The organism is Methylobacterium sp. HJ2 (genome assembly GCF_056431005.1).
Genome location: NZ_JBWJYM010000004.1, coordinates 237,742 through 261,434, shown reverse-complemented (window position 1 = coordinate 261,434; position 23,693 = coordinate 237,742). Strand labels below are relative to the sequence as shown.

Genomic DNA, 23,693 nt, shown 5'->3' with positions numbered 1-23,693 from the left:
CCGCTGTCCACTGGCGATCCCGGCCTCAGACGCGCGCCATCGTGGTGGGCGTCTCGTCCAGCATGTCGCGGATCGTGCGGATCAGGTCGTGACGGGCCATGTCGTGGGCGAGGTCGATCGCCGCCGCGAAGCCCTGGGCGTTCTCGGAGCCGTGGCTCTTGATGACGATGCCCTCGAGCCCGAGGAACACGCCGCCGTTGGCCCGGCTCGGATTCATCTTGTCCCGCAGCGCCCGGAAGGCCTGTCGGGCGAACAGCGCGCCGATCTTGGCCGCGAGGGTGCGGGTCATGGCGCTGCGCAGGTAGCTGCCGATCTGCTTGGCGGTGCCCTCGGCGGTCTTGAGGGCGATGTTGCCGGTGAAGCCCTCGGTCACGACCACGTCGACGGTCCCGCGCCCGAGATCGGTGCCCTCCACGAAGCCGTGATAGGCGAAGGTCGGCGTGTCGTGCTCGCGCAGGAGCCGTGCGGCCTCCTTCACGGCCTCGTTGCCCTTCATCTCCTCGGTGCCGACGTTGAGGAGGCCGACGGTGGGTCGATCGAGATCGAGGACGATGCGGGCCATCGCCGAGCCCATCACCGCCATCTCGACGAGATGCTCGGCATCCGTGCCGATGGTGGCGCCCACATCCAGCACCACGCTCTCGCCACGCAGCGTCGGCCACAGGCAGGCGATGGCCGGGCGCTCGATGCCCGTCATGGTCTTCAGGCAGATCTTCGACATCGCCATCAGCGCGCCGGTATTGCCGGCCGAGACGGCGGCGTCGGCGTGACCGTCGCGCACCGCCTGCACGGCCTGCCACATGGACGACTTGCCCCGCCCCTGGCGCACCGCCTGGCTCGGCTTGTCGTCCATCGCGATCGCCATCGTGGTGTGGCGGATCTCGACGGCGCCCTTCAGGCGCGGCTCGGCCTCGACCAGCGGCCCCACGACCGCCTCGTCGCCGAACATCAGGAAACGGGTCTCCGGATGTCGTTCGCGGGCGATCGCGGCCCCCGGCACGACGGTCGACGGCCCGTGGTCGCCGCCCATGGCGTCGAGCGAGATGCACACGCGTTCTGACATGATCCTGGGTGTCGCGGGCTCTGGGACGTCGTCGGAAGGGGGCGGGTGCCCCACCATTCTGGCGATACGAAGACGAGGGGAGCGGCAACGCCTGGCCGCGTCGTCGCTCCTGCGATGGATTCCGGCCGGTCCCGGCGCGGGCCGGCGCAGGGAGCGGTGCCCGGCGCGGCGGAAAATAGCGATCCCATCCGGGCGGGCAACGGATTTCTGACCGGCGCCGCGCAGTCGCCGGGTCGACCGGCGGCGGGCCGATGCGGCTCCGGCTGCCTCGCCCGTCTCTCCTCGCCCGTCTCTCCTCGCCCGTCAGCCCTCGCCGTCGCGCAGGCGGCGCAGCGCGTCGAAGGGCTTCACGTCGTCCCCGGCCTGGACCGGCTCGAAGGCGATGCCGGGCTTGCGCGGATAGGGATCGAGCCCGAGGGCGAGGAACTCCCCGGTGAGCGCCCCGAAATCGATGCGCCCGCCGACGATCGGATCGGGCACCTCGACATCCTCGGCATCCGTGCCGGCGAGTCGATCGGTGTCCGTGAACGCGATCTCCACCGGCTCGACGACCTTGGACTCGAAGGGCTCCAGGCTCACGGTGCAGATCTGCGTCACCGTCGCCTCGACCGTGCCGGTGACGAGCAGGCGGCTCGTCGGCCCCGCGAGGTCAAACCGCCCGACGAGATCGCGGATCCCCGGGATCTTGAAGTCGCGGGCGAGCGCGTCGCACTCGGCCTGCGTCGCCTCGACCACGACGCCGTCCCGCCCGCGCGGGATCCGATCGACGTTGACGACCCGCGAGAGCGGGCCGGGCTGGTCCGTGCGCGTCATGCGCGGTCTCCTTGCGTGATGGCCCCGGGCCCGGCGGCGAAACCGTCCGGGTCGGGGAAGTCGGGTCCCCGTCCGAGCAGGGCGTCGAGATCGTCGCCGTCGAGGGCGTCGGCCGCCGCGAGCACGTAGGCGGCGAGCCCCGCGGCCTCCGCGGCGTCGTGGGCGGCGCCGTCCTGCCCGAGGACGTTGCGGGCCAGCACCTCGCGCAGAGCCGCCGCGTCGCGCGCGTCCAGCGCGGCGTCGTAGCCGGCGGCGCGCCCGTAGAACGCGGCGCCGAGCTTCTTCATGCGCTTGGGGACGCCGAAATCGCCGACGCCGAGTTCGCGCACCGCCGCGTCGAGCTGCAGGAAGACCGCGTTGACGAGATCCTGCGCCACGTCCGCCGCAGGGGGCGGCAGCCGGTTGAGCCGGCGCAACACCAGGATGACGTGGAGGCTCAGGCACTCGAAGCGGCCCTCCACCGTGTCCGGCACGCCGAGCCGGGCGTAGAGGGGCGCGGCGCGCGAGGCGGTGTTGATGCGTCCGTGGAGCTGCGCGATCGAGCGACGCCGTGCGTCCTCGCGCCGGAAGAAGCGGGCGATCACGGCGTGGCTCTCCGCGATGGGCCGGGACGCCGGGGCGTCCCGCGCCGCGATCCGAGCCGAATGGTCTGTCCCCGGCGCTGTGGCCGAGCTTGCCTTGTCAAAGCCATAACCCCGCGGTACGGCAACCCCCGGTCAAGGTGCAAGCGCCGCGGGCGATGCCCGTGGAAAACAACAGCCGCGGGATACCGCCGTCACGCGCGGCCGGGGCGCAGGCACCGCAGGAACGACCGGTCACAATGTTTGTCCCTGGGGGGCCGATGCCGCGCCGTCTCGTCTCGTCTCTGGCGCGTGTCGCCCTCCTCGGCACCCTCGGTGTCGCCCTCTCGGGCTGCATCGGCGAGGAACTGCGTCACGGCTACCAGATCGACCAAGCCGCCCTCGCCACCATCAAGCCCGGCATGAGCGCCGAGCAGGTGCTGCAGACCCTGGGCTCGCCGTCCACGGTCTCCACGGTCGGCAACAAATCCTGGTACTACATCTCGCAGAACACCACCCGCACGGTGATGTTCCTCGGCGAGCGCGTCGAGGACCAGAAGGTCACGGCGGTGTACTTCACCCCGGCCTTCAAGGTCGAGCGCGTGGCCCTGTACGGGCTGCAGGATGGTCAGGTCTTCGACTTCATCCAGCGCACCACGCCGACGAGCGGCCAGGACCGGGCCTTCCTCAGCCAGCTCTTCCGCGGCCTGACCCGCTACGAGCCGTTCGGCAGCGGCGCGGGCTCCAGCGTCGTCCCGGGCGCCAACCGCGGTCTCTGATCGGGCTTGAGCGCGCGGACGATCTCCGCGGGCTCGCCGAACATCAGGTCCGGCTCGGCTGCGGCGAGCGCGTCGGGCCGGGTGTAGCCCCAGGCCACCGCCCCGAAGGCGCAGCCCGCCGCCCGGGCAGCCTCGAGGTCGCGCAGCTCGTCGCCGATACAGAGCGTCGCCGCGGCCGGGATTCCGGTCCGGTCGATCAGGGCCGTGAGCCGGCGCGCCTTGCCGAAGAGCGAGGCCCCGCAGGCGTAGTGGTCGATGAGGCCGGCGCGTTCCGGCCCGAGCACGCGCTCGACGTTCGAGCGGGTATTGGAGCTGAGGAGCGCCACGACCGGCCCCGCGGCCGCGAGATCCGCCAGCATCGCCGGGATGCCCGGAAACAGCCGCAGCGCATCGATGTCGCGGGCGGCGAGCCCGTGCATGTGCCGGGCGATGGCCGGCAGCTTCCAGCGCGGCACGCCGAGATGCCGGATGATCGCGGCGGCGCCCTGCCCGCGCAGGAAGTCGGTCTCCTCCGGAGCGACGCGGCGGAAGCCGTAGCGGTCGGCGACCCCGTTGAGGACGCCGCAGAACCACGCGAAGCTGTCGGCCAGCGTCCCGTCGAAGTCGAGGACGACGAGGCGATACCCGTCCGCCCGCACCGGATCAGGAGCGCAGGTTGGCGAGGGGCACGTCCAGGCGCATCACCAAGCCGTCCGGAGCCCAGTCGTGCTCGAGCACGCCGTCGAGCTGGCCCGCGACGCTGCGCTCGGCCAGCACCGTGCCGAAGCCCTTCCGCGTCGGCGACGCCGTCACGGCCGGTCCCCCGGCCTCGGTCCAGGTCAGGCGATAGCGCCCGTCCTCGCTGCGCCCGTCGAGGGTGACGGTTCCGGTCGTGGTCGAGAGCCCACCGTATTTCACCGCGTTGGTGGCCTGCTCGTGCATGATCAGCGCCAGCGAGGTCGCGCTGCGCTCGCCGATCGCGGCGTCGTCCCCGGTGATCGCCACACGGTCGCGGCCGCGGTCGCGATAGGCCGCCATGATCAGACGCATCAGCCCGAGCACGGTCTGGCCCGAGACGCTCGGCGCGCTCTCGGGCGAATGCGGGCGCACGTATTCGTGGGCCTGGGCGAGCGCCCCGAGACGCTCCCGGAAGGCGTCGGCGAAGCCGCGGGCGCTCGGGTCGCTCCGGCCGGTCAGCGCCGCGATGCCGCCGACGACGGCGAAGATGTTCTTGATGCGATGGGAGAGCTCGCGGATCAGGAGATCGCGCGCCTCCTCGGCCCGCTTGCTCTCGCGCAGGTCGCGCGTCACCGTCGCGTAGCCGGCTTCGGCACCCGTGGCGTCGCGCACGGTGAAGACCGTGTAGAGCACCGGAATCTCGGCGCCCGTCCCGGCATGCCGGAGCGCCAGCTCGCCCTCCCACCAGCCGTCGCGGCGGAGGGCCGGCAGTACCGTTTCCTCGAACAGCGCGCGCGCGCGTGGCGCGAAGCACTCGGGCATGGTCGGGGCGCCGGCCGGGTCGGCCAGCCCCAGGAGGGTGCGGGCGGCGCCGTTGAGGTGAACGATGCGGCCGTCGCGGTCGGTGAGGCCGATGAAGTCCTTCGAGGCCTCGACGATGGCCGCGAGCTGGCGCGCCTCGCTCTCGGCCCGCTTGAGATCGTCGATGTCGGTGCAGGTGCCGAACCAGCGCTCGATCCGCCCCTCCGCATCGCGGATCGGCATGGCGCGTCCGAGCGTCCAGCGATAGGCGCCCGTGTGGTGGCGCAGCCGGTACTCGATCTCGTAGGGCTCGCCGGTCGCCAGGGAGAGGCGCCAGCGCGCCCAGGCGCGCTCTTGATCCTCGGGGTGGAAGACCCCGTTCCAGCCCTCGCCATCGGTCGAGCCGTAGGGGACGCCGGTGAACGTGTACCAGCGGTCGTTGTAATAGTCGTGGAACCCGTCCGGCAGGGTGGTCCAGACCATCTGGGGCATCGCCTCGGTCATCACGCGGAAGCGGCGCTCGTTGGCGGCCAGTTCGGATTCCCGCGCCGCGATCTCCGAGAGCGAGCGCCGATGCTCGAGCAGCGTCGAGACCTGGTTGGCCAGGGTGCGCAGGGTCGCGATCTGGCCCTCGGTGAGGCCGTCGGGCCGCGTCACCGTGTCGAGCACGCAGAGCGCGCCGAGGGCGACGCCCCCCTTCGAGACGATGACCGCGCCCGCATAGAAGCGGAAATGCTCGGGGCCGGTGACGATCGGGTTCTCGGCGGTGCGGGGATCGGCCGTCAGGTCGGGAATAACCAGCACGTCGCCGGCCTGGATGGCATGGGCGCAGATCGAACGGTCGAGCGGCATGGTGCGGACGCCGAGCCCGACCTCGGCCTTGAACCATTGCCGGGTCAGCTCGACGAAGCTGACCAGCGCCACGGGGGCAGCGCAGGCGAAGGCCGCCACCTGGGCGAGGTCGTCGTAAGCAGGCTCGGGCGCGGTGTCGAGGATGCCAAGATCGACGAGCGCGTCCATCCGCTTCCGGTCGTCGGTGCCGCCAGACCGGCAGAGACCGGATACGGTCGCGGCGGGGCGCGCGGGATCAGGCACGGGAGGGGAGAGCGGCTCCGTCATCGTCAGACCACATAGGTGCGCGCGGGCACGCCGAACAGGGACGCGGCCCTGCACGCCGACATCCGGAGGATCGGCGTCCCGTTCATCACCAGTATTCGAGACTGAATGATGGCGAGACGATAGCCGGATCCGCGGCTGCCCACAGCCGCGGATCCGCCGTGTCGGTCAGGCCGCCTTCGACTGGGCGAGGGTGGGATAATCGACGTAGCCCTCCGGCCCCTGGCTGTACCAGGTCCGGAAATCGTCCTTGTTCAGGGGCGCGTCGGCGGCGATGCGCTCCGGCAGGTCCGGGTTGGCGATGTAGGTCCGCCCGAACGCGATGGCGTCGGCCTCGCCGGCATCGAGCGCCGCCTGGGCACTGCGGCCGTCGTAATCCGAGTTCAGGATCAGCGGACCGCGGAAGCGCTCGCGCATCACGGGTGCGACCGGAGGATGGTCGGCCTTGCCGAAGGTGCCGTTCGGGCCGGGCTCGCGCATCTCCAGGAAGGCGATGCCGATCGCATCGAGGGCAGCGGCGGCCGCGCCGAACAGCGCGTTCGGATCCGAATCGTTGACGCCCTGGATCTCCCCGTTCGGTGAGAGGCGCACGCCGGTGCGGTCCTTGCCCGCGACCGCGGCGACCGCCTCGGTGACCTCGCGCAGCAGGCGGACGCGGTTCTCGATCGAGCCGCCGTAGGCATCGGTGCGGAAGTTCGAATTGTCGCGCAGAAATTCGTCGATGAGGTAGCCGTTGGCCGCGTGGATCTGCACGCCGTCGAACCCGGCCGCCATCGCATTGCGGGTGGCGCGCTCGTAATCGGCGATCAGGCGCGGGATCTCGCCGGTCTCGAGCGCGCGCGCCTCGGCATAGGGCTTCTTGCCGGCGTAGGTGTGGGCCTGGTCCGGCGCGGTCGTGGCCGAGGCCGAGACCGGCTTCTCGCCGCCGAGGAAATCCGGATGGACGAGGCGTCCCATGTGCCAGATCTGGCAGACGATGCGACCGCCCGCGTCGTGCACCGCCTTCACCACCGGCTTCCAGGCCTCGACCTGCTCGTCCGACCAGATGCCGGGGGCGAAGGGCCAACCGAGACCCTCCTGGCTGATGCCGGTGGCTTCCGTAAGGATCAGGCCCGCGCCGGCGCGCTGGGCATAGTACTCGGCCATCATCGGCGTCGGCACGTGGTCCTTGGTGGCGCGTCCGCGCGTCAGCGGCGCCATGAAGATGCGGTTCGGCGCCTCGATGGCGCCGATGCGGATCGGATCGAACAGTGACGGCATGATTGTCCCGTGGTCGTGGCGATGGGCGGGCCGGATGCGGCCCGCGCGGTAACCCCGGGGCTTAGGTGGTCCGTGGATCCCGTCGCGCCAGCGCCGGTACCCGGGGGGCGCGGCCGAGGGTGTGCGCGGACGCACATCCGATCAGACGGGACGGGCCGGGATCTCGGAGGATCCCGGCCCGCGCGACGCGATGGTCCTGAGTCTTTGGCTTCGGTTCAGGTCTCAGACGTGGGCGAGCACGGCCAGCAGCAGCAGGGCGATGATGTTGGTGATCTTGATTGCCGGGTTCACGGCGGGGCCGGCCGTGTCCTTGTAGGGGTCGCCGACGGTGTCGCCGGTCACCGCCGCCTTGTGGGCGTCCGAGCCCTTGCCGCCGTGGTGGCCGTCCTCGATGTACTTCTTGGCGTTGTCCCAGGCGCCGCCCCCGGAGGTCATCGAGACCGCGACGTAGAGGCCGGTGATGATCACGCCGAGCAGCGAGGCGCCGACCGTGGCGAAGGCTTGGTTCTTCCCCGCGATCAGCTGGATCACGAAGAACAGCACGATCGGCGTCAGCACCGGCAGCAGCGAGGGCACGATCATCTCGCGGATCGCCGCACGGGTGAGCATGTCGACCGCCCGGCCGTAATCGGGCCGGTCGGTCCCCTTCATGATGCCGGGCTTCTCGCGGAACTGGCGCCGCACCTCCTCGACCACCGCGCCGGCCGCGCGCCCGACCGCCGTCATGGCGATGCCGGCGAAGAGGAACGGGATCAGGCCGCCGAGGAGCAGGCCGACCACGACGTAGGGGTTCGAGAGCGAGAAATCGACGGTGACGCCCTTGAAGAACCGGTACTGCGTGTCGCTGGCATTGGCGATGAAGTAGTTCAGGTCGGAGGTGTAGGCGGCAAACAGCACCAGGGCGCCGAGTCCGGCCGAGCCGATGGCGTAGCCCTTGGTCACCGCCTTCGTGGTGTTGCCCACCGCGTCCAGCGCGTCGGTCGACTTGCGCACGTCGGCGGGCAGGCCCGCCATCTCGGCGATGCCGCCCGCGTTGTCGGTGACCGGCCCGAAGGCGTCGAGGGCCACGACGAAGCCGGCGAGCGCCAGCATGGCGGTGACCGCGATGGCGATGCCGAACAGGCCGGCCAGGGCGTAGGTCGAGATGATGCCCGCCACGATCACGATCGCCGGGAGCGCCGTCGATTCGAGAGAGATCGCCAGCCCCTGGATCACGTTGGTGCCGTGGCCGGTGACCGAGGCGGTGGCGATCGACTTCACGGGGCGGAAGTTGGTGCCGGTGTAGTACTCGGTGATCACCACGATGAGCGCGGTGATCGCGAGCCCGATCACGGCGCAGCCGAACAGGCCGGCCGAGGTGAAGGTCAGGCCGGTCGCCGTCCGGAACTCGGCCGCGAAGCCGCCGAACACCGCGTAGTTCACCGCCGCGATCGCCCCGATCGAGAGCACGCCCGCCGTGAGCAGACCCTTGTAGAGCGCGCCCATGATCGACTGGTTGGCCCCGAGACGGACCGCGTAGGTGCCGGCGATCGAGGTGAGGATGCAGGCCGAGCCGATGGCCAGCGGGTAGATCATCATCGCTTCGAGGATGTTGCGGCCCCCGACGTCGGTCTGCCCGGCGAAGAAGATCGCCGCGAGCACCATCGTGGCCACAATGGTCACCGCGTAGGTCTCGAACAGGTCGGCCGCCATGCCGGCGCAGTCGCCGACGTTGTCGCCCACGTTGTCGGCGATGGTGGCGGGGTTGCGCGGATCGTCCTCGGGAATCCCGGCCTCGACCTTGCCGACGAGATCGCCGCCGACATCGGCGCCCTTGGTGAAGATGCCGCCGCCGAGGCGGGCGAAGATCGAGATCAGCGAGGCGCCGAAGCCGAGGGCCACCAGCGCGTCGATCACCTCGCGGCTCGCAGGCGCGAGGCCGGCATAGCGGGTGAGGTAGGCGTAGTAGAGGGCGACGCCGAGAAGCGCGAGGCCGGCCACCAGCATGCCGGTGACCGCGCCCGACTTGAAGGCCACCTCCAGGCCGCCGCCCAGCGAGGTCGAGGCCGCCTGCGCGGTGCGGACGTTGGCCCGGACCGAGACGTTCATGCCGATGAAGCCGGCCGCCCCCGAGAGCACCGCGCCGATCAGGAAGCCCACCGCCACCTTGAGGCCGAGGAAGTAGGCGAGCAGGGCGAACAGCACGATGCCGACGATGCCGATGGTCGCGTATTGCCGCCGCAGATAGGCTTGGGCTCCCTCGCTGATCGCGCCCGCGATCTCCTGCATCCGTTGTGTGCCGGCGTCGCGTTTCATGACGTCGTTGATCGTGACGATGCCGTAGGCGACGGCACAGAGCCCGCCCAGGATGATCAGCAGCAATGCGGTCATTCGTGCGTCCTTGGCTTTATTTGGCCTGGCGTTGGCTTTTCAGTGCCGAGCTTGACCCGCGCGGGGTCATGGGACGTCGCGCTCGGACAAGGGCATTTCCTCCCAGAAGTGCGGACCTTGCTTGCCAAACTTCGCGGTCAAGAGCAAACGGGACTTTGGGCTGGCAACACTTCGTTTTGCTGCGATGCAGCGAAGCCGGCCAAGCTTCGGCCCTCCCGCGATGCGGTTGCAGCGCCGCATGACTGTGCTCGCGCGGGCCGGTGCCGCTCAGAAGTGGCTGAACGAGCCGGCGGAGAAGCGGCGGCCCTGGCCCTCCGGCGTCAGGAAAAGCGGGGCGCCCGCGCCCGCCGCGACCGTGCCGATCGGGTGGAGCGGCACGCCCGCCGCCGCCGCGTCCTCCCGAAACGCCGCCAGCTCGGAGGCGGCGACCGTGCACAGGATCTCGTAATCGTCGCCGCCGGTCAGCGCCACGTCCAGAAGGCGGGGATCGGCGGCGATCGCGGCGGAGGCTGCGGGCGAGAGGGGCACGGCGCCGATCATCACCTCCGCCGAACGCGGCCCTTCCGGCCCCGATCCGTCCGCCAGCATCTTGGCCAGATCGCCCGCGAGCCCGTCCGACACGTCCATCGAGGCGGTGGCGTAGCGGCGCAGGACCGGCGCCAGGGCGAGGCGGGGCCGCGGGTGGAGATACCGGTCCGCCAGCACGGACCGGTGCGCCGGATCGAGGGCCCGCGCCCAGGCGGCCTCCGGTTCGAGCCGGAGCCGCAGCCCGAGCGCCGCGTCGCCGATCGTGCCGCTGACGCAGATGCGGTCGCCGATGCGGGCGCCGTGCCGCCGCACGATGCCGCCGGCGGGCAATTCGCCGAGCGCCGTGATGCTGATCAGGGTCGGTCCGGCGGCGCGCACGGTGTCGCCGCCCAGCAGCGGGCAGCCATGCTCGGCCGCCGCCCGCCCAAGCCCGCGCGCGAAGCCGGCGAGCCAATCCTCGGTCCAACCGTCGGCGAGGGCGAGGGTGAGCAGGAAGCCGCGGGGCCGGGCGCCCTTGGCGGCGATGTCGGAGAGGTTCACCCCGAGGGCCTTCACGGCGACGGATTCGGGTGGATCGTCGGGGAAGTAGTGGACGCCCGCCACCACCGCGTCGACCGTGAGGACGAGGTCGTGGCCGGGCGCGGGCGTCAGGGCGGCGGCGTCGTCCCGCAGGCCGTCCGCGCCCTCTCCCGCCAGCGGCGCGAAGTAGCGCGCGATCAGCCCCTCTTCCGAGAGGCGTGCGGATTCCGTCCCGCTCACCCGCGCTTCGAGGCGGCGAGCTCGTCCGCCCGGTTCTGGCGCGCAACCCGATCGAGGACGGCGTTGACGAGGCCCGGCTCGTCGCCGGTGTAGAAGCTGTGCGCCACGTCGACGTATTGCGAGATCGCCGCGCGCGCCGGCACGTCGCGCCGGAACATCAGCTCGTAGGTGCCCGCTCTCAGGATCGCCCGCAGGACGGTCTCGATCCGCCGCAGCGGCCAGCCCTGGGTCAGGGCTTGGTCGATCTGCGGATCGATGGCGCGCTGCTCCTCGACCACGCCGCGCAGGAGGTCCCGGAAGAAGGCCGGCTCGGCGGGGGGATGGGCGATGCCGTCGATCTCGCGGCCGATCCAGTGGGCCTCGAACTCGGCCACCGCGTCGAGGACGCCCTTGCCCGAGATGTCCATGTCGTAGAGGGCCTGCACCACGGCAAGCCGCGCGCCGCTGCGCGCCTCGAGTTTGCTCACGAGGATCAGTCTCCTTCGGCGGCGCGCTTGAGCGCGAGCACGGCGAGCGCCGCCTCGGCCGCGCCGCCGCCCTTGTTCATCTCGGAGACGCGGGCCCGGGCGAAGGCCTGGGCCTCGTTCTCCACGGTGAGGATGCCGTTGCCGAGGGGCAGCGCCCGATCGACCGAGAGGTCCATCAGGGCCCGCGCGCTCTCGCCCGCGACGATGTCGTAATGCCCGGTCTCGCCGCGGATGACGCAGCCGAGCGCCACCACGGCGTCGTAGGGACGGCCGTGCCGCTCGGCGGCGTCGAGCAGGATCGCGGCCGTGCCGGGAATCTCGAGGGCGCCCGGCACCGTCACCACGACCGCCTCGGCGCCGGCGGCCCGGATCGCGGCCTCGGCGCCGGCGAGGAGTTCATCGGCGAGGGCGTCGTAGAAACGCGCCTCGATCACGAGGATGCGGGCGCCTGGAATCTGGATGGGGGCTGATGCCGCCCGGCTGTGTGCGACCATGAAGCGTGACCCGAAACCGTTGTGGCAGGGGATCGTCCGCGCGCCGTCGCCGGCCGCTCGTCGCGGATGATGTGTTCGGGGCCGCGAGCGTTAGACCGAAGCGGGCGCCGCCACAAGCGCTCCGGGGGAACGGGAGCGCCGCGCTTCCGGCCACGCTCTCATCCGCGCTTGCGGCGACAGGCCCGAGGGATGCATGTACGGCGCCGGTACTCGGGCCATCCGGGCCCAGGGAGAGCAGCGTGCCCGAATTCGACCTCGCGATCCGGGGCGGCACCGTGGTGACCGCGAGCGATACGCTGCGCGCCGATATCGGCATCCGCGACGGGCGCATCGCCGCCGTCGCCGACGGGATCGCCGACGCGGCCCGCAGCATCGACGCGAGCGGACTCCTGGTGCTGCCGGGCGGCATCGACAGCCACGTCCATATCGCCCAGCCGTCCGGGCCCGGCATCGTGATGGCGGACGATTTCGCCTCCGCGACGCGGGCGGCGGCCGCAGGCGGCAACACCTGCGTGATGCCCTTCGCCCTCCAGCCCCGCGGCGAGAGCCTGCGCGCCACCGTGGACGCCTACCGGGCTCTGGCCGAGGGCCAGTGCCACGTCGACGCCGCGATCCACCTCATCGTCTCGGACCCGAGCGAGAGCGTGCTCGGCCAGGAACTCCCGGCGCTGGTGGCGGACGGCTACACCTCGTTCAAGGTCTTCATGACCTACGACGACCTCGTGCTGAACGACCGCCAGCTCCTCGACGTCTTCGGGGTGGCGCGGCGCGAGGGCGCCCGCGTGATGGTCCATGCCGAGGGCTACGACACCATCCGGTATCTCAGCGAGCGCCTGGAGCGGGCGGGCGAGACCCGGCCCTACGGCCACGCCCTGTCCCGCCCGCAGGTGGTGGAGCGCGAGGCGGCCCATCGCGCGATCAGCCATTCGGAGCTGATCGACGTGCCGATCGTGATCGTCCACGTGTCGGGCAACGAGGCGATGGAGCAGATCGCCTGGGCGCAGTCGCGCGGCCTCCGGATCCACGCCGAGACCTGCCCGCAATACCTGACGCTCACCGCCGAGGACATGAAGGGGATCGGTTTCGACGATCCGATGGCGGGCGCGAAATACGTCTGCTCGCCGCCGCCGCGCGATGTGGCGAGCCAGGAGGCGCTCTGGTCCGGGCTGCGGCGCGGGGTGTTCGACCTCGTCTCGTCCGACCATTGCCCGTTCCGCTACGACGATCCGGCCGGCAAGCTCAACCCGCGCGGGCGCACCTCCTTCCGCTGGATCCCGAACGGCATGCCGGGCATCGAGACGCGGCTGCCGGTGCTGTTCTCGGAGGGCGTCTCGAAGGGGCGGATCTCGCTGAACCAGTTCGTGGCGCTGACGGCCACCAACCACGCCAAGCTCTACGGTCTCTACCCGCACAAGGGCTCGATCGGGCCGGGCTTCGACGCCGACCTGACCCTCTGGGACCCCAACCGGCGCGAGACGATCCGGCAGGCCGAGCTCCATCACGGCTCCGACTACACGCCCTGGGAAGGCTTCGCGGTGACGGGCTGGCCGGTGATGACGATCGCGCGCGGGCGGGTGGTCGCCGAGGAGGGGCGGATCCTGTCGGAGCCGGGCTTCGGCCACATCGTCGACCGTGCCCCGAAGCCCGGCCTCGCCGCCGCGGGCTGAGCGGCGCCCGAGCGCGGGCGCCGGCCGGTTGGCCGATCGGGCGCGGAGATGCCATAAGGGGCAGGATCCCGCGCCGCACCGGACAGGCAGGATGCACTCGGCCCCGACGATCGTGAGCGCGCGCGCCGCAGCCCTGCGGGCACCGGCAGTGCCGCCGCTGTCGCCATGAACGCGCCCGTCAAGCCGCCGTCGGAGCCGGCAGCGTCGCCGCCATCCGTCCGCGGCCCGCTCGCGCGCACCCGCGCCGTCTGGAAGCGGATCGCGCGGGCCATCGGCGACATCCTGCCGAAGGGTCTCTACGCGCGCTCGCTGATCATCATCATCGCGCCCGTGGTGCTGCTCCAATCGGTAATCGCCTACACCTTCATGGAGCGGCACTGGCAGCTCGTGACCAAGCGGCTGTCCTCGGCGGTGACCTCGGACGTCGCGGCCCTGATCGACATCTACGAGAGCTACCCGCAGGACAAGGACGCCGAGATCCTGTCGCGGATCGCGGGCGAGCGCCTCAGCCTCGACCTCGACATCCTGAGGGGAGCCAAGCTTCCCACCTCCGGGCCGCGGCCGTTCTTCTCGATCCTCGACGAGGCGCTCTCCGACGAGATCAAGCGCCAGATCGGGCGCCCGTTCTGGATCGACACCGTCGGCCGCTCGAACCTGATCGAGATCCGGGTCGAGATCCCGGACGGGGTGATGCGGATCACCGCGCGGCGCAGCCAGGCCTACGCCTCGAACTCGCACATCTTCCTGGTTTGGATGACCGGCTCCTCGATGGTGCTGCTCGGCGTCGCGATCCTGTTCCTGCGCAATCAGATCAAGCCGATCCTGCGCCTCGCCGCCGTGGCCGAGGGGTTCGGCAAGGGCCGCGAGATCGAGTTCCGACCGCGCGGGGCCCGCGAGGTGCGCCAAGCCGGCCACGCCTTCATAGAGATGAAGCGGCGCATCGAGCGGGCGATGGAGCAGCGCACCACGATGCTCAACGGCGTGAGCCACGACCTGCGCACCATCATCACCCGCTTCCGGCTGTCCCTCGCGCTCGTCGACCAGACGCCGGAGATCGACGATCTCAGCCGGGACGTCGACGAGATGAGCCGCATGCTGGAGGGCTACCTCGCCTTCGCGCGGGGCGATTCGGCCGAGGCCGCCGCGCCCACGGACATGCGCGCCCTGCTGGAGGACCTGCGCACCGATGCGGAGCGCCTCGGCGCCCACGTGACCGATGTCGATCTCGCGGGGGCGCCGCAGGTGACCGTGCGCCCGGACGCCTTCCGGCGCTGCCTGTTCAACCTCGCGGCGAACGCCGCCCGCTACGGCGAGACGGTGGCGATCTCGGGCCGTCGCGAGGCGCGCAGCTTCCTGGTCTCGATCGACGACGACGGGCCCGGCATCCCGGCGGAAAGCCGCGAGGAGGTGTTCAAGCCCTTCGTGCGGCTCGACGACGCGCGCCAGGACGCGGGCGGCTCGGGGCTCGGCCTCGCCATCGCCCGCGACATCGCGCGGGCGCACGGAGGCGACGTCACGCTGCACGACAGCCCGCTCGGCGGCCTGCGGGCGACGGTGCGGGTGCCGGCCTGAGCGCCCGGGGCGACAGCGGCGTCGAAAATCGGTCCTGCAAAAACATGGCGTCGGGGGTGTCCCCTTGCCGCCGGGCCGATGCTATGCACAAGGCTGCCTATCCGCGACGGGCCCACGGGTCCCCGCCCCATCTGAGAGCCGTCATGAACCCGCTCGTCCCGCTCTTCATCCTGATCTGCCTGCCGCTGACCGCGATCGGCCTCGTGCTCTACACCGACACGGGCATCGAGCCGACGCTGGTCACCGCCTCGATCAAGACCTTCGTGATCCTCGGCGCCATCGCGGCCGCGCTCTCCTTCGGCGCGAGCCGTTTGGCCGAGCGCTCCAAGCACTGACGCCCCACCCCGGCGCAGGATGACGGCGGCCCGGTGCTTGCGCCCGGGCTGCGACGGGACCCGTGGGAGGACGCATGCTCCAGATCGTTCCGGCCTTCGGCCGCATCGGCGAGGAGAACGCCTTCGCGGTGCTCGCCCGCGCCAACGCCCTCGTGGCCGAGGGCCGCGACATCGTGAACCTCGGCATCGGCCAACCCGACATGCCGACGCCGCCCCACATCGTGGAGGCCGGCATCAAGGCCCTGCGCGACGGCCATCACGGCTACACCCCGGCGGTGGGCATCCCGCCGCTGCGCGAGGCCGTGGCCCGCGACATCCTGCGGCGCCACCGCGTCGAGGTCTCGCCCGATTCCGTTCTGGTCGTGCCGGGCGGCAAGGTCACCATGTTCATGGCGATCCTGATGTTCGGCGAGCCGGGTGCCGAGATCCTGTACCCGGACCCGGGATTTCCGATCTACCGCTCGATGATCGAGTTCACCGGTGCGACGCCGGTGCCGGTGCCGATCCGGGAGGAGAACGGCTTCGCCATCTCGGCGGAGGAGATCCTGGGGCTGATCACGCCGCGCACCCGCCTGCTCATCGTGAACTCGCCGGCCAATCCGACCGGCGGCGTGACGCCGAAGGCGGAGATCGACGCGCTGGTGGCGGGGCTTGCCCGCCACCCGGACGTCGCGCTGCTCTCCGACGAGATCTACGGCACGATGACGTATGACGGTGCGGCGCATCACTCGCTGCTGGCCTATCCGGAGATCCGCGACCGGCTGATCTACCTCGACGGTGCCTCGAAGACCTACGCCATGACGGGCTGGCGGCTCGGCTGGTCGGTCTGGCCGAAGCCGCTTTACGACGCGGCGCGCAAGCTCGCGGTGAACGCCCATTCCTGTGTCAACGCCGCGACCCAATATGCCGGCATCGCGGCGCTCGACGGCCCGCAGGATTGCGTGGCCGCGATGGTGGCCGAGTTCGACCGCCGCCGCGAGATCGTCGTGGCGGGGCTCAACGCCGTGCCGAACGTCACCTGCATGGCTCCGAAGGGCGCCTTCTACGCCTTCCCGAACATCGCCCGCACGGGCTGGAAGGCCAAGCCGTTGGCCGCCGCGCTCCTCGAGAAGGCGGGCGTCGCGGTGATCGGCGGCCCGGATTTCGGCGTGCACGGCGAGGGCTACATCCGCCTGTCCTACGCCAACTCCGCCGAGAACATCCGCCGCGCCCTGGAACGCATGCGCGTCTTCCTCGCCGAGACCGCGCCGGCCTGACGCGCCGTCAGGCCGGCGACCGCCGATCAGGCGGCGAGATCCCGCTCGACGCGGGCGGTTGCGTCCTCCGGCACGTCCAAAGCCTCGGCCAGCATCTTCAGGAACTGGCGCTCCTGCAGGGTGTCGGGATCGATGGCGAGACGGGCCGCGGCGTAGATCCGGGCGGCGGCGTCTGGGTCGTTCACCGCATCGGCGATCTCGTCGATCTCGGCGGGGCTTTCCAGCTCCCGCGCGAGCCAGGCGCGGCCGTCGCGGTCGATGCCGGCGCCGTCCACCGCGTCGTCCAGGCGCTTGCGCTCCCCGGCATCGATCGAGCCGTCGGCGAGCGTCGCCGCCACCATGACCCGCAGCATCAGCCGGGCCTCATCCTCCCCGATCGCGTGGAAGTCCGGCCCCGCCGCCTTGGCATCGGCCGCGAGCGGCGCCTCGCTTTCGCGCCGGGCCCGCAGGGCGAGGCTCGCGATGAGCGCCAAGCCGCCGAGGGCCGCGCCGGCCGCGAGACCGCCGCGCCGGGCGCCCACCAGGGCATCGACCATCCGTCTCGTATCCGCCATGACCTGTACGCTCCGTGTCGGGTTCGATTCCGACCGGCAACGGCGCTGGGGCGGCGACGGTTCAACCGGGATGCCCCCGTGCCGGACCGATTCGGATCCGGCCGGGGGCGGTCGCGGCGCTCAGGCCTCGACGTCCTCGTCGTCGTCCTCGTCGATATCGACCAGGAACACGATGTCGGCCTCGTCCTCTTCCTCGCCCTCTGTGGCGTCGGCGTGCTTCGGATCGTCCTCGAAGTCACCGCTGCCATCGTCCTCGGCCAGGGCGTCCTCGAAGATCTCGATCTCGTCCTCGGTGGCCGGACGGACCTTGAGCTCGGAGGTGCCGTTCCAGAGCGGCGTGCCGGCGGTCGTCATCTCGCGGATGTCCGACTTGAAGCCGTCGCAGGTGAAGAGATCGCGGGCGGTCTCCTCGTCGCCGTTGATGACCGCCACGGCTGTGCCGTCAATCTCGAGGGTGAACATGGCCGGCATCCTTCTGTGACCCGCTTCGCGGAGGCCCTGCTGCGAGGCGGCCTCCGCTGCGCCGATGCTGTAGGGGGTCGCGCGCGGGGCGCCAACCCCGCCCGGCCCCGCGATGGTGCGATGCGGGCAGATTCCGCGCCGGCCGCCCGGGCTGGGGCCGGGCGGCGCCGGCAGGCGCGGCTCAGACGCCGCCGCCGGCCCGCGAGATCGCGCGCTTGACCACGCCCTGGACCTCGCGATTCGACAGGAACAGGTCGTGGTTGATCAGGCCGCCGCCGTAATCGGAGGCGTCGGCGACGCGCACGCCCAGCGCCTCGAGCCGCCCCCGGTCCGCCGCGCCCGCCCGGACCACGCCGCCCGCGATCGTGCTCGAGAGTTCGAGCGCCCGGTCGTTGGTGGAGGAGATCACCGTGATCTTGCTGATGTCGGGGCCCAATCGCTGCACGCCGTTGGTGAACAGGTCGATGTCGATGTCGGGGGCGGCGAGCACCACGGCGCCGATGCGCGCCATCGCGGCCTCGCCGGCCTCGGCGCGCAGCATGCGCAGGGTCTCCAGCGTCAGAAGCGTGCCCATCGAGTGGGCCACGATGTTGATGCGGCCTCCGCTCGGCGTGGTGGTGAGCGTCTTCAGGAGATCCTCGAAGGCGTCGCGCGACCACAGGGCGCTCTCGCGGTCGTAGCCGTAATCGAAGGTCGCCGCGGCCGAGGGCCAGGTGAACAGGCCGGACACCCCGCGGAACCGGATCCCGTCCGAGAGCCGGGCCGCGCTCACCGCCGCCGATTCGAAGGTCTCGCGGTAGCCGTGCACGTAGATCAGCACGTCGCGCCCGAGGGCGGCCTGGGCGAAGGCGTCGGTGGCGCCCGCGCCGGTCTCGACCTTCGGCACCGCGCCGATGGTCCAGTCGCCGGTGATCACCGCCGAGACCTTGCCGATCAGCGACCGGTCGGGGGGCGACAGGCGCACTTCGGCGAAGCTCAGCCCGCGACCCCGGTCGGCGCTGAAATAGGGCGCGCGCGGCGGCGAGCCGACGGGCTTGCGGGTCGTCGCCACGAGGAGGACCGGCATCACGTCGAGGGCCGACTGCTTCTCGGGAAGCGCCGCGCCGTCCCCGACGAGGCCGTCGGCCACGCAGGCGCCGAGGGCGGGCGCCAGAGCGGCGACCCCGCCGAGCGCTCCGAGCCGGACCAACGAGCGTCGAGTGAGGGGCTGGCGCAGCATGATCCGGTATCGCGTCCGAGGCAGGTCCCGGGAGAGCATCCCCCGCCGACCCGTCAGGCTGTGGCCCAGGATCGTGACCGTGGCGGGGCACGAGCGTGGCCGTTCGGGTGTGGATTGCGGGATGCGCGGCTGCTGTGCCGCCGCGGGCACGGGCCGCGGCGCCCCTCGACGAACGCCGCCGGTCCGGTCATGAAAGGCGCATGGCGCCTCCCCCCATCGACATCGACGCACTCCGCGAGCGGCTGATCGCCGGCGAGCGGGCGGCCCTCGCCCGCGCCATCACGCTGGCGGAGTCGAAGCGACCGGACCACCGCGCCCTCGCCCGCGACCTGATCGACGCGGTGCTGCCCTGGACCGGCAAGGCGATCCGGGTCGGGATCACCGGCGTGCCGGGGGTCGGCAAGTCGACGACGATCGACGCGCTGGGGTCGAACCTCACGGCCGCGGGCCACAAGGTGGCGGTGCTCGCCGTCGATCCGTCTTCGACCCGCACCGGCGGCTCGATTCTCGGCGACAAGACCCGGATGGCGCGCCTCGCCCTCGATCCGGCCGCCTTCATCCGGCCCTCGCCCTCCTCCGGCACCCTCGGGGGCGTCGCCGCCAAGACCCGCGAGACCATGCTGCTCTGCGAGGCCGCGGGCTTCGATGTGATTCTGGTGGAGACGGTCGGCGTCGGCCAGTCCGAGACCGCGGTGGCCGACCTCACCGACTTCTTCCTCGTGCTGATGCTGCCCGGCGCCGGCGACGAGCTGCAGGGCATCAAGAAGGGCATTCTCGAACTCGCCGACATGATCGCGGTGAACAAGGCCGATTCCGGCGAGGCCGAGCAGCGCGCCAACGCGGCCGCCTCCGAGTACCGGGCGGCACTCCACATCCTCACCCCCGCCTCGGCCACTTGGACGCCGCCGGTCGTGACGATCTCGGGCTTCCACAACCTGCGCCTCGATGCGCTCTGGGAGAAGGTCGTCGACCATCGCGCCCGCCTCGGCGCCACGGGCGAGATCGCCGCCAAGCGCCGCGAGCAGGACGTGAAATGGATGTGGGCGCTGGTGCACGAGCGCCTGCACCAGCGCCTCGTCGGCTCGCCCGAGGTGCGCCGGGCGACGGCTGAGGCCGAGGCCGGCGTCGCGCGCGGCGAATCCTCGCCCGCTGCCGGGGCCGCGGCGATCGCGGAGCTGATCGGATTGTGAACCCGATCCTGGTGACGGGCTTCGGCCCCTTCCCGGGCATGCCCGCGAACCCGAGCGCGGCGCTCGCCCGCGCGGTCGGGCGAGCCTTGAAACGGCGCTACGGCGAGGCGGCGCGGGTGCTGGTGCTGCCGACCGCCTACAGGTCGATCCCCGAATTGCTCGTCCCGGCCCTCGAGTCGCGGCCCGCCGCAATCCTGCTGCTCGGCGTCGCCTCGCGCGCCGCGCGGATCCGGGTGGAGAGCCGGGCCCGCAACCGCGCCAGCCGGCTCTACCCGGATGCGACCGGGCGACCGGCCGCACGGCTCACTCTCGATCCCGACGCGCCGGCATCGCGCCGGAGCGCGCACGCCGGCGCAGCGCTCGCGGCCCTGCGCCGGCACGGCGTCGCCGCGCGCGCCTCGAACGAGGCCGGGCGCTATCTCTGCAACGCGAGCTACTTCGCCGCGCTGGGTAGCGACGTCCCGGCGCTGTTCGTCCACATCCCGCCAATCTCCCGCACCGAGCGGCCGCTGCGGGCCGGCCGCCGGGCCCCCCGGCAGGCGACGGCCGCAGCGCTCGCCGAGATCGCCCGGCGGATGGCCGTCGGCGCCAGAAGGCGGCAATCCTCATCGCAGTGACGGGGCCGCGACGCGCGAAAAGTCTCGGCCGCGCGGGGCCAAACCCGCTCTCGGGCGTTCTTGGGACGACGGACGGCGCCTGGACCTCCCTGTCGGATGCCGGCGCGCCGCCTCAAGGATGGGAGAGACCACCATGGTAGATACGGATCGCATCGTCGGCGGGGCCAAGGAACTCGGTGGCAAGGTCCAGGGCGCGGCGGGCGACTTCGTCGGCTCGAACCGCGACTCGGTCGAGGGCCGCTTCCGCGAGGCCCAGGGCACCGCCCAGAACCTCTACGGTCAGGCCAAGGACACCCTGCGCGACGTGGCCGACAACGCCGGCGACTACGCCCGCGACGCCTATGACCGCAGCGGCGACTACCTGCGCGACGGGCGGCACGCCGTCGGCTCGCGCGTCGAGGAGAATCCCCTGATCGCCCTCGTTCTGGCGGGCGCCGTGGGCTACGGCCTCGCCCTGCTCCTGCACGGCCGCCGCTGAGCCGGCCGCGGACGGACGCCCCCGCACGGGGCGTCCGTCGCGCGCGTCACTGCGCGGTCCAGCCGCCGTCCATCGACAGGTTGGAGCCGGTGATCTGGCTCGCGGCGTCCGAGCACAGGAACAACGCCAGCGCCGCGACCTGATCGACGGTGACGAATTCCTTGGTCGGCTGGGCCTTCAGCAGGACTTCGTCGATCACCTGCTCCTTGCTCATCCCCCGCGCCTTCATGGTGTCGGGGATCTGCGCCTCGACGAGGGGCGTCCAGACGTAGCCCGGCGAGATGCAGTTGACGGTGATCTTGTGGGGGGCGAGCTCGAGGGCCGCCGTCTTCGTCAGGCCGGCGATGCCGTGCTTGGCCGCCACGTAGGCGGATTTGTAGGGCGATGCGACCAGGGAATGCGCCGAGGCCGTGTTGAGGATCCGGCCCCAGCCGCGCTTCTTCATGCCGGGAATAGCCGCCTGCATGGCGTAGAAGGCCGAGGAGAGGTTGATCGCGATGATCTGCTCCCACTTCTCGCCCGGAAATTCCTCGATCGCCGAGACGTACTGGATCCCGGCATTGTTCACGAGCACGTCGACCGCGCCGAAGCGCTCCTCGGCCTGATGCACCATCGCGGCGATCGCGTCGGGCTTCGTCATGTCCGCGTCGGAATACTGCGCCTGCACGCCGAACTCGGTCTCGATCCCGCTGCGGGACCTCTCGATCTCCTTGGGCTTGCCGAAGCCGTTGAGCACGACGTTCGCCCCGTCGCGGGCGAAGGCCCGGGCGATCGCGAGGCCGATGCCGCTGGTGGAGCCGGTGACGAGGGCGGTCTTCTTGGCGAGGGTCATGGGGACTCCGGGGCGCGGTCTCGGTGGCTGCGGGGGACGGCCGATGGCGGCGCCGCAGCCCCCCTTACCTGCGTGGCGCGTGGCTGAGGGGCAAGCCGGCGGGCTGACGGGCTCACGTGGGCGTCACCGGGTCCGTCCCGGCCGTCGCGTCGAAGGCGCTCGCGAGGTAGGCCCGCACGAAGAGCGGCATCGCGGCGCCGTCGATCGCGTCCCGGCCCCGCGCGACGACGATCCCGGCGAGTTCCGGCTCGCTCTCGGCGGCCCGGTGCGCCTCCATCCGGGCGACGAGCGCGCCGGCATCCTCGCCGAACCGCACGGGGCGCAGGAAGGCGAGCTGCCCGTCGCCGCGCAGCAGCACCCATTCCTCGCCGGCCTCCGCGGGCAGGGCGAGCCCGGTCTCCTCGGTGAGTTCGCGGGCGGCACTGCCGGCGAGATCCACCCCGTCGCCGCGGACGTCGTCCCGATCCGGGGTCCCGCACGGAAAGTAGATCTGCCCCGCATTGGCGGTGTGGCCGCCCATGCGCCCGAGGATCACCGCGCCGTCCGCGCTCCAGGGCACGATGGCCGCGAAGGCGTTGGCGACGCGCCCGTCCGGCGAGCCGCCGTCGCGATAGGCGATGAAGGCGGCGTAGCGCGTCTCGAAGAAGTCGACCGTGCAGGTCTCCCCGACGACGGCGCAGCCGCAGGCGAGCAGCACCGGGCCGTCGAACAGGCCGGGCTGATCGACGAGGCGCCGCGCCCAGTTCGCGGCGATCCGCTCGGCATGGTCCTGCGCCCAGGCCCAGTCGTAGGCCACCAGCCGGGCCTCGATCCGGCTCAGGCGCACCACCTCGAAGCCGTAGGGACGTCCGTCAGACATGCAGCGCCCCCTCGGAGACCAGCACCGCCCCGCCGCCGATCTCGACGGAGCGAAGGGCGCCGCTCTCGATCACCATCTGGAGGGCGATCGTGCTCGGGCGCCCCATGGCGAGGCCCTGCCGGATCCTCACGTCGTGCGTGCCCTCCCCCAACGCCTCGAATTGCATCAGCACGCCCGCGAAGGCGGCCGCGGCCGCGCCCGTCGCCGGATCCTCGGCGATGCCGAGATGCGGGGCGAACATCCGGGTCCGGTAGCCGCGGCCGGGCGCCTCGGGATCCGGAGCGTAGAGGTAGAGCGCGTCGGCGATCCGGACGAGGGCGGCGGCTTCGGCGCGGGCCGCGTCGAGGCGGTCCGCCGAGGCCACCGGCACGAAGGTGAAGGCCGGGCCGGCGCCGTGGCGGCTCGGACGGTGGCGGGCGAAGCCGATCTCCTCCGGGGCGAGGCCGAGCGCCCGGGCGAGGTCGGCGGGCGCGGCCGCCTCGCCGAGGTAGCGCGGCAGCACCGGCAGCTTGAAGCGGGCGCGGCCGCACCCCTCCCGGGTCTCGACGACGCAGGGCACCACCCCGATCTCCTCCTCCAGGCCGAAGGCCACGGCATCCGTGCGGTGTCCGTCCTGCAGGGCCAGCAGCACCGCACTGCCCACGGTCGGATGCCCGGCGAAGGGCAATTCATGGGCCGGTGTGAAGATGCGCAGGCGCGCCCGATGGCGGGCCTCGTCCGGCGGCAGCACGAACACCGTTTCCGACAGATTGAATTCCCGCGCGATCGCCTGCATCGCCGCCGTGTCGAGGCCCTCGGCCTCGAGGACGACGGCGAGCGGGTTCCCGGCGAGCGCCGTCTCGGTGAACACGTCGAGGGTGGCGAAGCGTCGGCTCATGGGCGGTCCCGAACTCGCGCGGAGGAAGGCTGGATTGCCGTCCGCCGGATTGGATGAAGGTCCGGCGCGGGAAAGCACCGCGCGACACGGCTCCGGCGCCGCGCCGAC

At 71.9% G+C, this 23,693-nt stretch carries 24 protein-coding genes; 8 read left to right on the top strand and 16 right to left on the bottom strand.

What is annotated here, in order from left to right:
* Positions 1–25: 25 nt before the first annotated feature.
* The 3 genes from plsX to ACS5RC_RS12395 all read right to left on the bottom strand — a co-directional run bounded on the left by plsX (position 26) and on the right by ACS5RC_RS12395 (position 2,460).
* Complete coding sequence (gene plsX, locus ACS5RC_RS12405; RefSeq protein ID WP_478344166.1) at positions 26–1,063, bottom strand: phosphate acyltransferase PlsX; 1,038 nt, start codon at positions 1,061–1,063, stop codon at positions 26–28.
* A 303-nt stretch (positions 1,064–1,366) separates the two neighbouring features.
* The gene (locus ACS5RC_RS12400) at positions 1,367–1,876 is read right to left on the bottom strand and encodes a YceD family protein (RefSeq protein ID WP_478344165.1); all 510 of its coding nucleotides are present in this window, start codon (positions 1,874–1,876) and stop codon (positions 1,367–1,369) included.
* The gene (locus ACS5RC_RS12395; protein WP_478344164.1) at positions 1,873–2,460 is read right to left on the bottom strand and encodes a ubiquinol-cytochrome C chaperone family protein; all 588 of its coding nucleotides are present in this window, start codon (positions 2,458–2,460) and stop codon (positions 1,873–1,875) included. Before ACS5RC_RS12395 ends, ACS5RC_RS12400 begins: the two co-directional genes overlap by 4 nt.
* A gap of 257 nt (positions 2,461–2,717) precedes the next feature.
* Here ACS5RC_RS12395 and ACS5RC_RS12390 point away from each other — a divergent pair, with 257 nt between their 5' ends.
* Positions 2,718–3,215 carry an outer membrane protein assembly factor BamE gene (locus tag ACS5RC_RS12390; protein WP_478344163.1) on the top strand — a complete coding sequence of 166 codons (498 nt, stop codon included), beginning with the start codon at positions 2,718–2,720 and terminating at the stop codon, positions 3,213–3,215.
* Here ACS5RC_RS12390 and ACS5RC_RS12385 read toward each other — a convergent pair.
* The 7 genes from ACS5RC_RS12385 to ribH all read right to left on the bottom strand — a co-directional run bounded on the left by ACS5RC_RS12385 (position 3,152) and on the right by ribH (position 11,667).
* Positions 3,152–3,853, bottom strand: coding sequence for an HAD hydrolase-like protein (locus ACS5RC_RS12385; RefSeq protein WP_478344162.1), 702 nt, complete (start codon positions 3,851–3,853; stop codon positions 3,152–3,154). The two genes, ACS5RC_RS12390 and ACS5RC_RS12385, sit on opposite strands and share 64 nt — an antisense overlap.
* Before the next feature lie 4 nt (positions 3,854–3,857).
* Entirely contained in the window at positions 3,858–5,693 is a 1,836-nt protein-coding gene (locus ACS5RC_RS12380; protein WP_478344161.1) for a PAS domain S-box protein, read from the bottom strand.
* A 264-nt stretch (positions 5,694–5,957) separates the two neighbouring features.
* The gene (locus ACS5RC_RS12375) at positions 5,958–7,049 is read right to left on the bottom strand and encodes an alkene reductase (RefSeq protein WP_478344160.1); all 1,092 of its coding nucleotides are present in this window, start codon (positions 7,047–7,049) and stop codon (positions 5,958–5,960) included.
* Between the two features lie 222 nt (positions 7,050–7,271).
* Entirely contained in the window at positions 7,272–9,419 is a 2,148-nt protein-coding gene (locus ACS5RC_RS12370) for a sodium-translocating pyrophosphatase (protein ID WP_478344159.1), read from the bottom strand.
* A gap of 267 nt (positions 9,420–9,686) precedes the next feature.
* Positions 9,687–10,706, bottom strand: a complete 1,020-nt coding sequence (gene thiL / locus ACS5RC_RS12365; RefSeq protein WP_478344158.1) for a thiamine-phosphate kinase — start codon at positions 10,704–10,706, stop codon at positions 9,687–9,689.
* Positions 10,703–11,113, bottom strand: coding sequence for a transcription antitermination factor NusB (nusB, locus tag ACS5RC_RS12360; RefSeq protein ID WP_478344355.1), 411 nt, complete (start codon positions 11,111–11,113; stop codon positions 10,703–10,705). The genes thiL and nusB overlap by 4 nt, the downstream gene beginning before the upstream one ends.
* Before the next feature lie 65 nt (positions 11,114–11,178).
* Positions 11,179–11,667 (bottom strand): 6,7-dimethyl-8-ribityllumazine synthase, encoded by a 489-nt coding sequence (gene ribH / locus ACS5RC_RS12355; protein ID WP_478344157.1) that lies wholly within the window; start codon positions 11,665–11,667, stop codon positions 11,179–11,181.
* 239 nt (positions 11,668–11,906) lie between these two features.
* Between ribH and hydA the strand changes: the two genes are divergently transcribed.
* From hydA to ACS5RC_RS12335, 4 genes are all read left to right on the top strand, one after another.
* On the top strand, positions 11,907–13,334 hold the full coding sequence (gene hydA, locus ACS5RC_RS12350) for a dihydropyrimidinase (protein ID WP_478344156.1): 1,428 nt from the start codon (positions 11,907–11,909) through the stop codon (positions 13,332–13,334).
* A gap of 165 nt (positions 13,335–13,499) precedes the next feature.
* Positions 13,500–14,906, top strand: a complete 1,407-nt coding sequence (locus ACS5RC_RS12345) for an ATP-binding protein (RefSeq protein WP_478344155.1) — start codon at positions 13,500–13,502, stop codon at positions 14,904–14,906.
* A 143-nt stretch (positions 14,907–15,049) separates the two neighbouring features.
* Positions 15,050–15,241, top strand: a complete 192-nt coding sequence (locus ACS5RC_RS12340) for a hypothetical protein (protein ID WP_478344154.1) — start codon at positions 15,050–15,052, stop codon at positions 15,239–15,241.
* 74 nt (positions 15,242–15,315) lie between these two features.
* Positions 15,316–16,497 carry a pyridoxal phosphate-dependent aminotransferase gene (locus tag ACS5RC_RS12335; protein WP_478344153.1) on the top strand — a complete coding sequence of 394 codons (1,182 nt, stop codon included), beginning with the start codon at positions 15,316–15,318 and terminating at the stop codon, positions 16,495–16,497.
* A 26-nt stretch (positions 16,498–16,523) separates the two neighbouring features.
* Here ACS5RC_RS12335 and ACS5RC_RS12330 read toward each other — a convergent pair whose 3' ends face one another.
* The 3 genes from ACS5RC_RS12330 to ACS5RC_RS12320 all read right to left on the bottom strand — a co-directional run bounded on the left by ACS5RC_RS12330 (position 16,524) and on the right by ACS5RC_RS12320 (position 18,732).
* Positions 16,524–17,051: a DUF533 domain-containing protein gene (locus ACS5RC_RS12330; RefSeq protein ID WP_478344152.1), complete on the bottom strand. Its 528-nt coding sequence runs from the start codon at positions 17,049–17,051 to the stop codon at positions 16,524–16,526.
* A gap of 120 nt (positions 17,052–17,171) precedes the next feature.
* A complete protein-coding gene (locus ACS5RC_RS12325) occupies positions 17,172–17,513 on the bottom strand; it encodes a hypothetical protein (RefSeq protein WP_478344151.1) in 342 nt (113 codons plus the stop codon).
* A gap of 181 nt (positions 17,514–17,694) precedes the next feature.
* The gene (locus tag ACS5RC_RS12320; RefSeq protein WP_478344150.1) at positions 17,695–18,732 is read right to left on the bottom strand and encodes an alpha/beta hydrolase; all 1,038 of its coding nucleotides are present in this window, start codon (positions 18,730–18,732) and stop codon (positions 17,695–17,697) included.
* 200 nt (positions 18,733–18,932) lie between these two features.
* Here ACS5RC_RS12320 and meaB point away from each other — a divergent pair, with 200 nt between their 5' ends.
* The 3 genes from meaB (at position 18,933) to ACS5RC_RS12305 (ending at position 21,017) form a co-directional block, all read left to right on the top strand.
* Positions 18,933–19,922, top strand: a complete 990-nt coding sequence (meaB, locus tag ACS5RC_RS12315; protein ID WP_478344149.1) for a methylmalonyl Co-A mutase-associated GTPase MeaB — start codon at positions 18,933–18,935, stop codon at positions 19,920–19,922.
* Entirely contained in the window at positions 19,919–20,539 is a 621-nt protein-coding gene (locus ACS5RC_RS12310; protein ID WP_478344148.1) for a pyroglutamyl-peptidase I, read from the top strand. The genes meaB and ACS5RC_RS12310 overlap by 4 nt, the downstream gene beginning before the upstream one ends.
* A 133-nt stretch (positions 20,540–20,672) precedes the next feature.
* Entirely contained in the window at positions 20,673–21,017 is a 345-nt protein-coding gene (locus ACS5RC_RS12305) for a CsbD family protein (RefSeq protein ID WP_478344147.1), read from the top strand.
* A gap of 46 nt (positions 21,018–21,063) precedes the next feature.
* Here the strand turns inward: ACS5RC_RS12305 and ACS5RC_RS12300 are convergent, their stop codons facing one another.
* From ACS5RC_RS12300 to ACS5RC_RS12290, 3 genes are all read right to left on the bottom strand, one after another.
* Positions 21,064–21,849, bottom strand: coding sequence for a 3-hydroxybutyrate dehydrogenase (locus ACS5RC_RS12300; protein WP_478344146.1), 786 nt, complete (start codon positions 21,847–21,849; stop codon positions 21,064–21,066).
* Positions 21,850–21,961: 112 nt separating this feature from the next.
* Positions 21,962–22,708, bottom strand: a complete 747-nt coding sequence (locus ACS5RC_RS12295) for an NUDIX hydrolase (RefSeq protein ID WP_478344145.1) — start codon at positions 22,706–22,708, stop codon at positions 21,962–21,964.
* The gene (locus ACS5RC_RS12290) at positions 22,701–23,585 is read right to left on the bottom strand and encodes a PhzF family phenazine biosynthesis protein (protein ID WP_478344144.1); all 885 of its coding nucleotides are present in this window, start codon (positions 23,583–23,585) and stop codon (positions 22,701–22,703) included. The genes ACS5RC_RS12295 and ACS5RC_RS12290 overlap by 8 nt, the downstream gene beginning before the upstream one ends.
* Between the last annotated feature and the right edge of the window lie 108 nt (positions 23,586–23,693).

Excerpts from the sequence above, each read along its gene's own strand:
- ACS5RC_RS12380 (WP_478344161.1), bottom strand. The coding sequence starts at position 5,693 with ATGGACGCGCTCGTCGATCTTGGCATCCTCGACACCGCGCCCGAGCCT.
- ribH (WP_478344157.1), bottom strand. The coding sequence starts at position 11,667 with ATGGTCGCACACAGCCGGGCGGCATCAGCCCCCATCCAGATTCCAGGC.
- ACS5RC_RS12305 (WP_478344147.1), top strand. The coding sequence starts at position 20,673 with ATGGTAGATACGGATCGCATCGTCGGCGGGGCCAAGGAACTCGGTGGC.
- ACS5RC_RS12340 (WP_478344154.1), top strand. The coding sequence starts at position 15,050 with ATGAACCCGCTCGTCCCGCTCTTCATCCTGATCTGCCTGCCGCTGACC.
- ACS5RC_RS12300 (WP_478344146.1), bottom strand. The coding sequence starts at position 21,849 with ATGACCCTCGCCAAGAAGACCGCCCTCGTCACCGGCTCCACCAGCGGC.
- ACS5RC_RS12290 (WP_478344144.1), bottom strand. The coding sequence starts at position 23,585 with ATGAGCCGACGCTTCGCCACCCTCGACGTGTTCACCGAGACGGCGCTC.
- ACS5RC_RS12330 (WP_478344152.1), bottom strand. The coding sequence starts at position 17,051 with ATGGCGGATACGAGACGGATGGTCGATGCCCTGGTGGGCGCCCGGCGC.
- plsX (WP_478344166.1), bottom strand. The coding sequence starts at position 1,063 with ATGTCAGAACGCGTGTGCATCTCGCTCGACGCCATGGGCGGCGACCAC.
- ACS5RC_RS12325 (WP_478344151.1), bottom strand. The coding sequence starts at position 17,513 with ATGTTCACCCTCGAGATTGACGGCACAGCCGTGGCGGTCATCAACGGC.
- ACS5RC_RS12345 (WP_478344155.1), top strand. The coding sequence starts at position 13,500 with ATGAACGCGCCCGTCAAGCCGCCGTCGGAGCCGGCAGCGTCGCCGCCA.
- ACS5RC_RS12375 (WP_478344160.1), bottom strand. The coding sequence starts at position 7,049 with ATGCCGTCACTGTTCGATCCGATCCGCATCGGCGCCATCGAGGCGCCG.
- ACS5RC_RS12295 (WP_478344145.1), bottom strand. The coding sequence starts at position 22,708 with ATGTCTGACGGACGTCCCTACGGCTTCGAGGTGGTGCGCCTGAGCCGG.
- ACS5RC_RS12320 (WP_478344150.1), bottom strand. The coding sequence starts at position 18,732 with ATGCTGCGCCAGCCCCTCACTCGACGCTCGTTGGTCCGGCTCGGAGCG.
- nusB (WP_478344355.1), bottom strand. The coding sequence starts at position 11,113 with ATGGACATCTCGGGCAAGGGCGTCCTCGACGCGGTGGCCGAGTTCGAG.
- meaB (WP_478344149.1), top strand. The coding sequence starts at position 18,933 with ATGGCGCCTCCCCCCATCGACATCGACGCACTCCGCGAGCGGCTGATC.
- ACS5RC_RS12370 (WP_478344159.1), bottom strand. The coding sequence starts at position 9,419 with ATGACCGCATTGCTGCTGATCATCCTGGGCGGGCTCTGTGCCGTCGCC.
- ACS5RC_RS12335 (WP_478344153.1), top strand. The coding sequence starts at position 15,316 with ATGCTCCAGATCGTTCCGGCCTTCGGCCGCATCGGCGAGGAGAACGCC.
- ACS5RC_RS12390 (WP_478344163.1), top strand. The coding sequence starts at position 2,718 with ATGCCGCGCCGTCTCGTCTCGTCTCTGGCGCGTGTCGCCCTCCTCGGC.
- ACS5RC_RS12400 (WP_478344165.1), bottom strand. The coding sequence starts at position 1,876 with ATGACGCGCACGGACCAGCCCGGCCCGCTCTCGCGGGTCGTCAACGTC.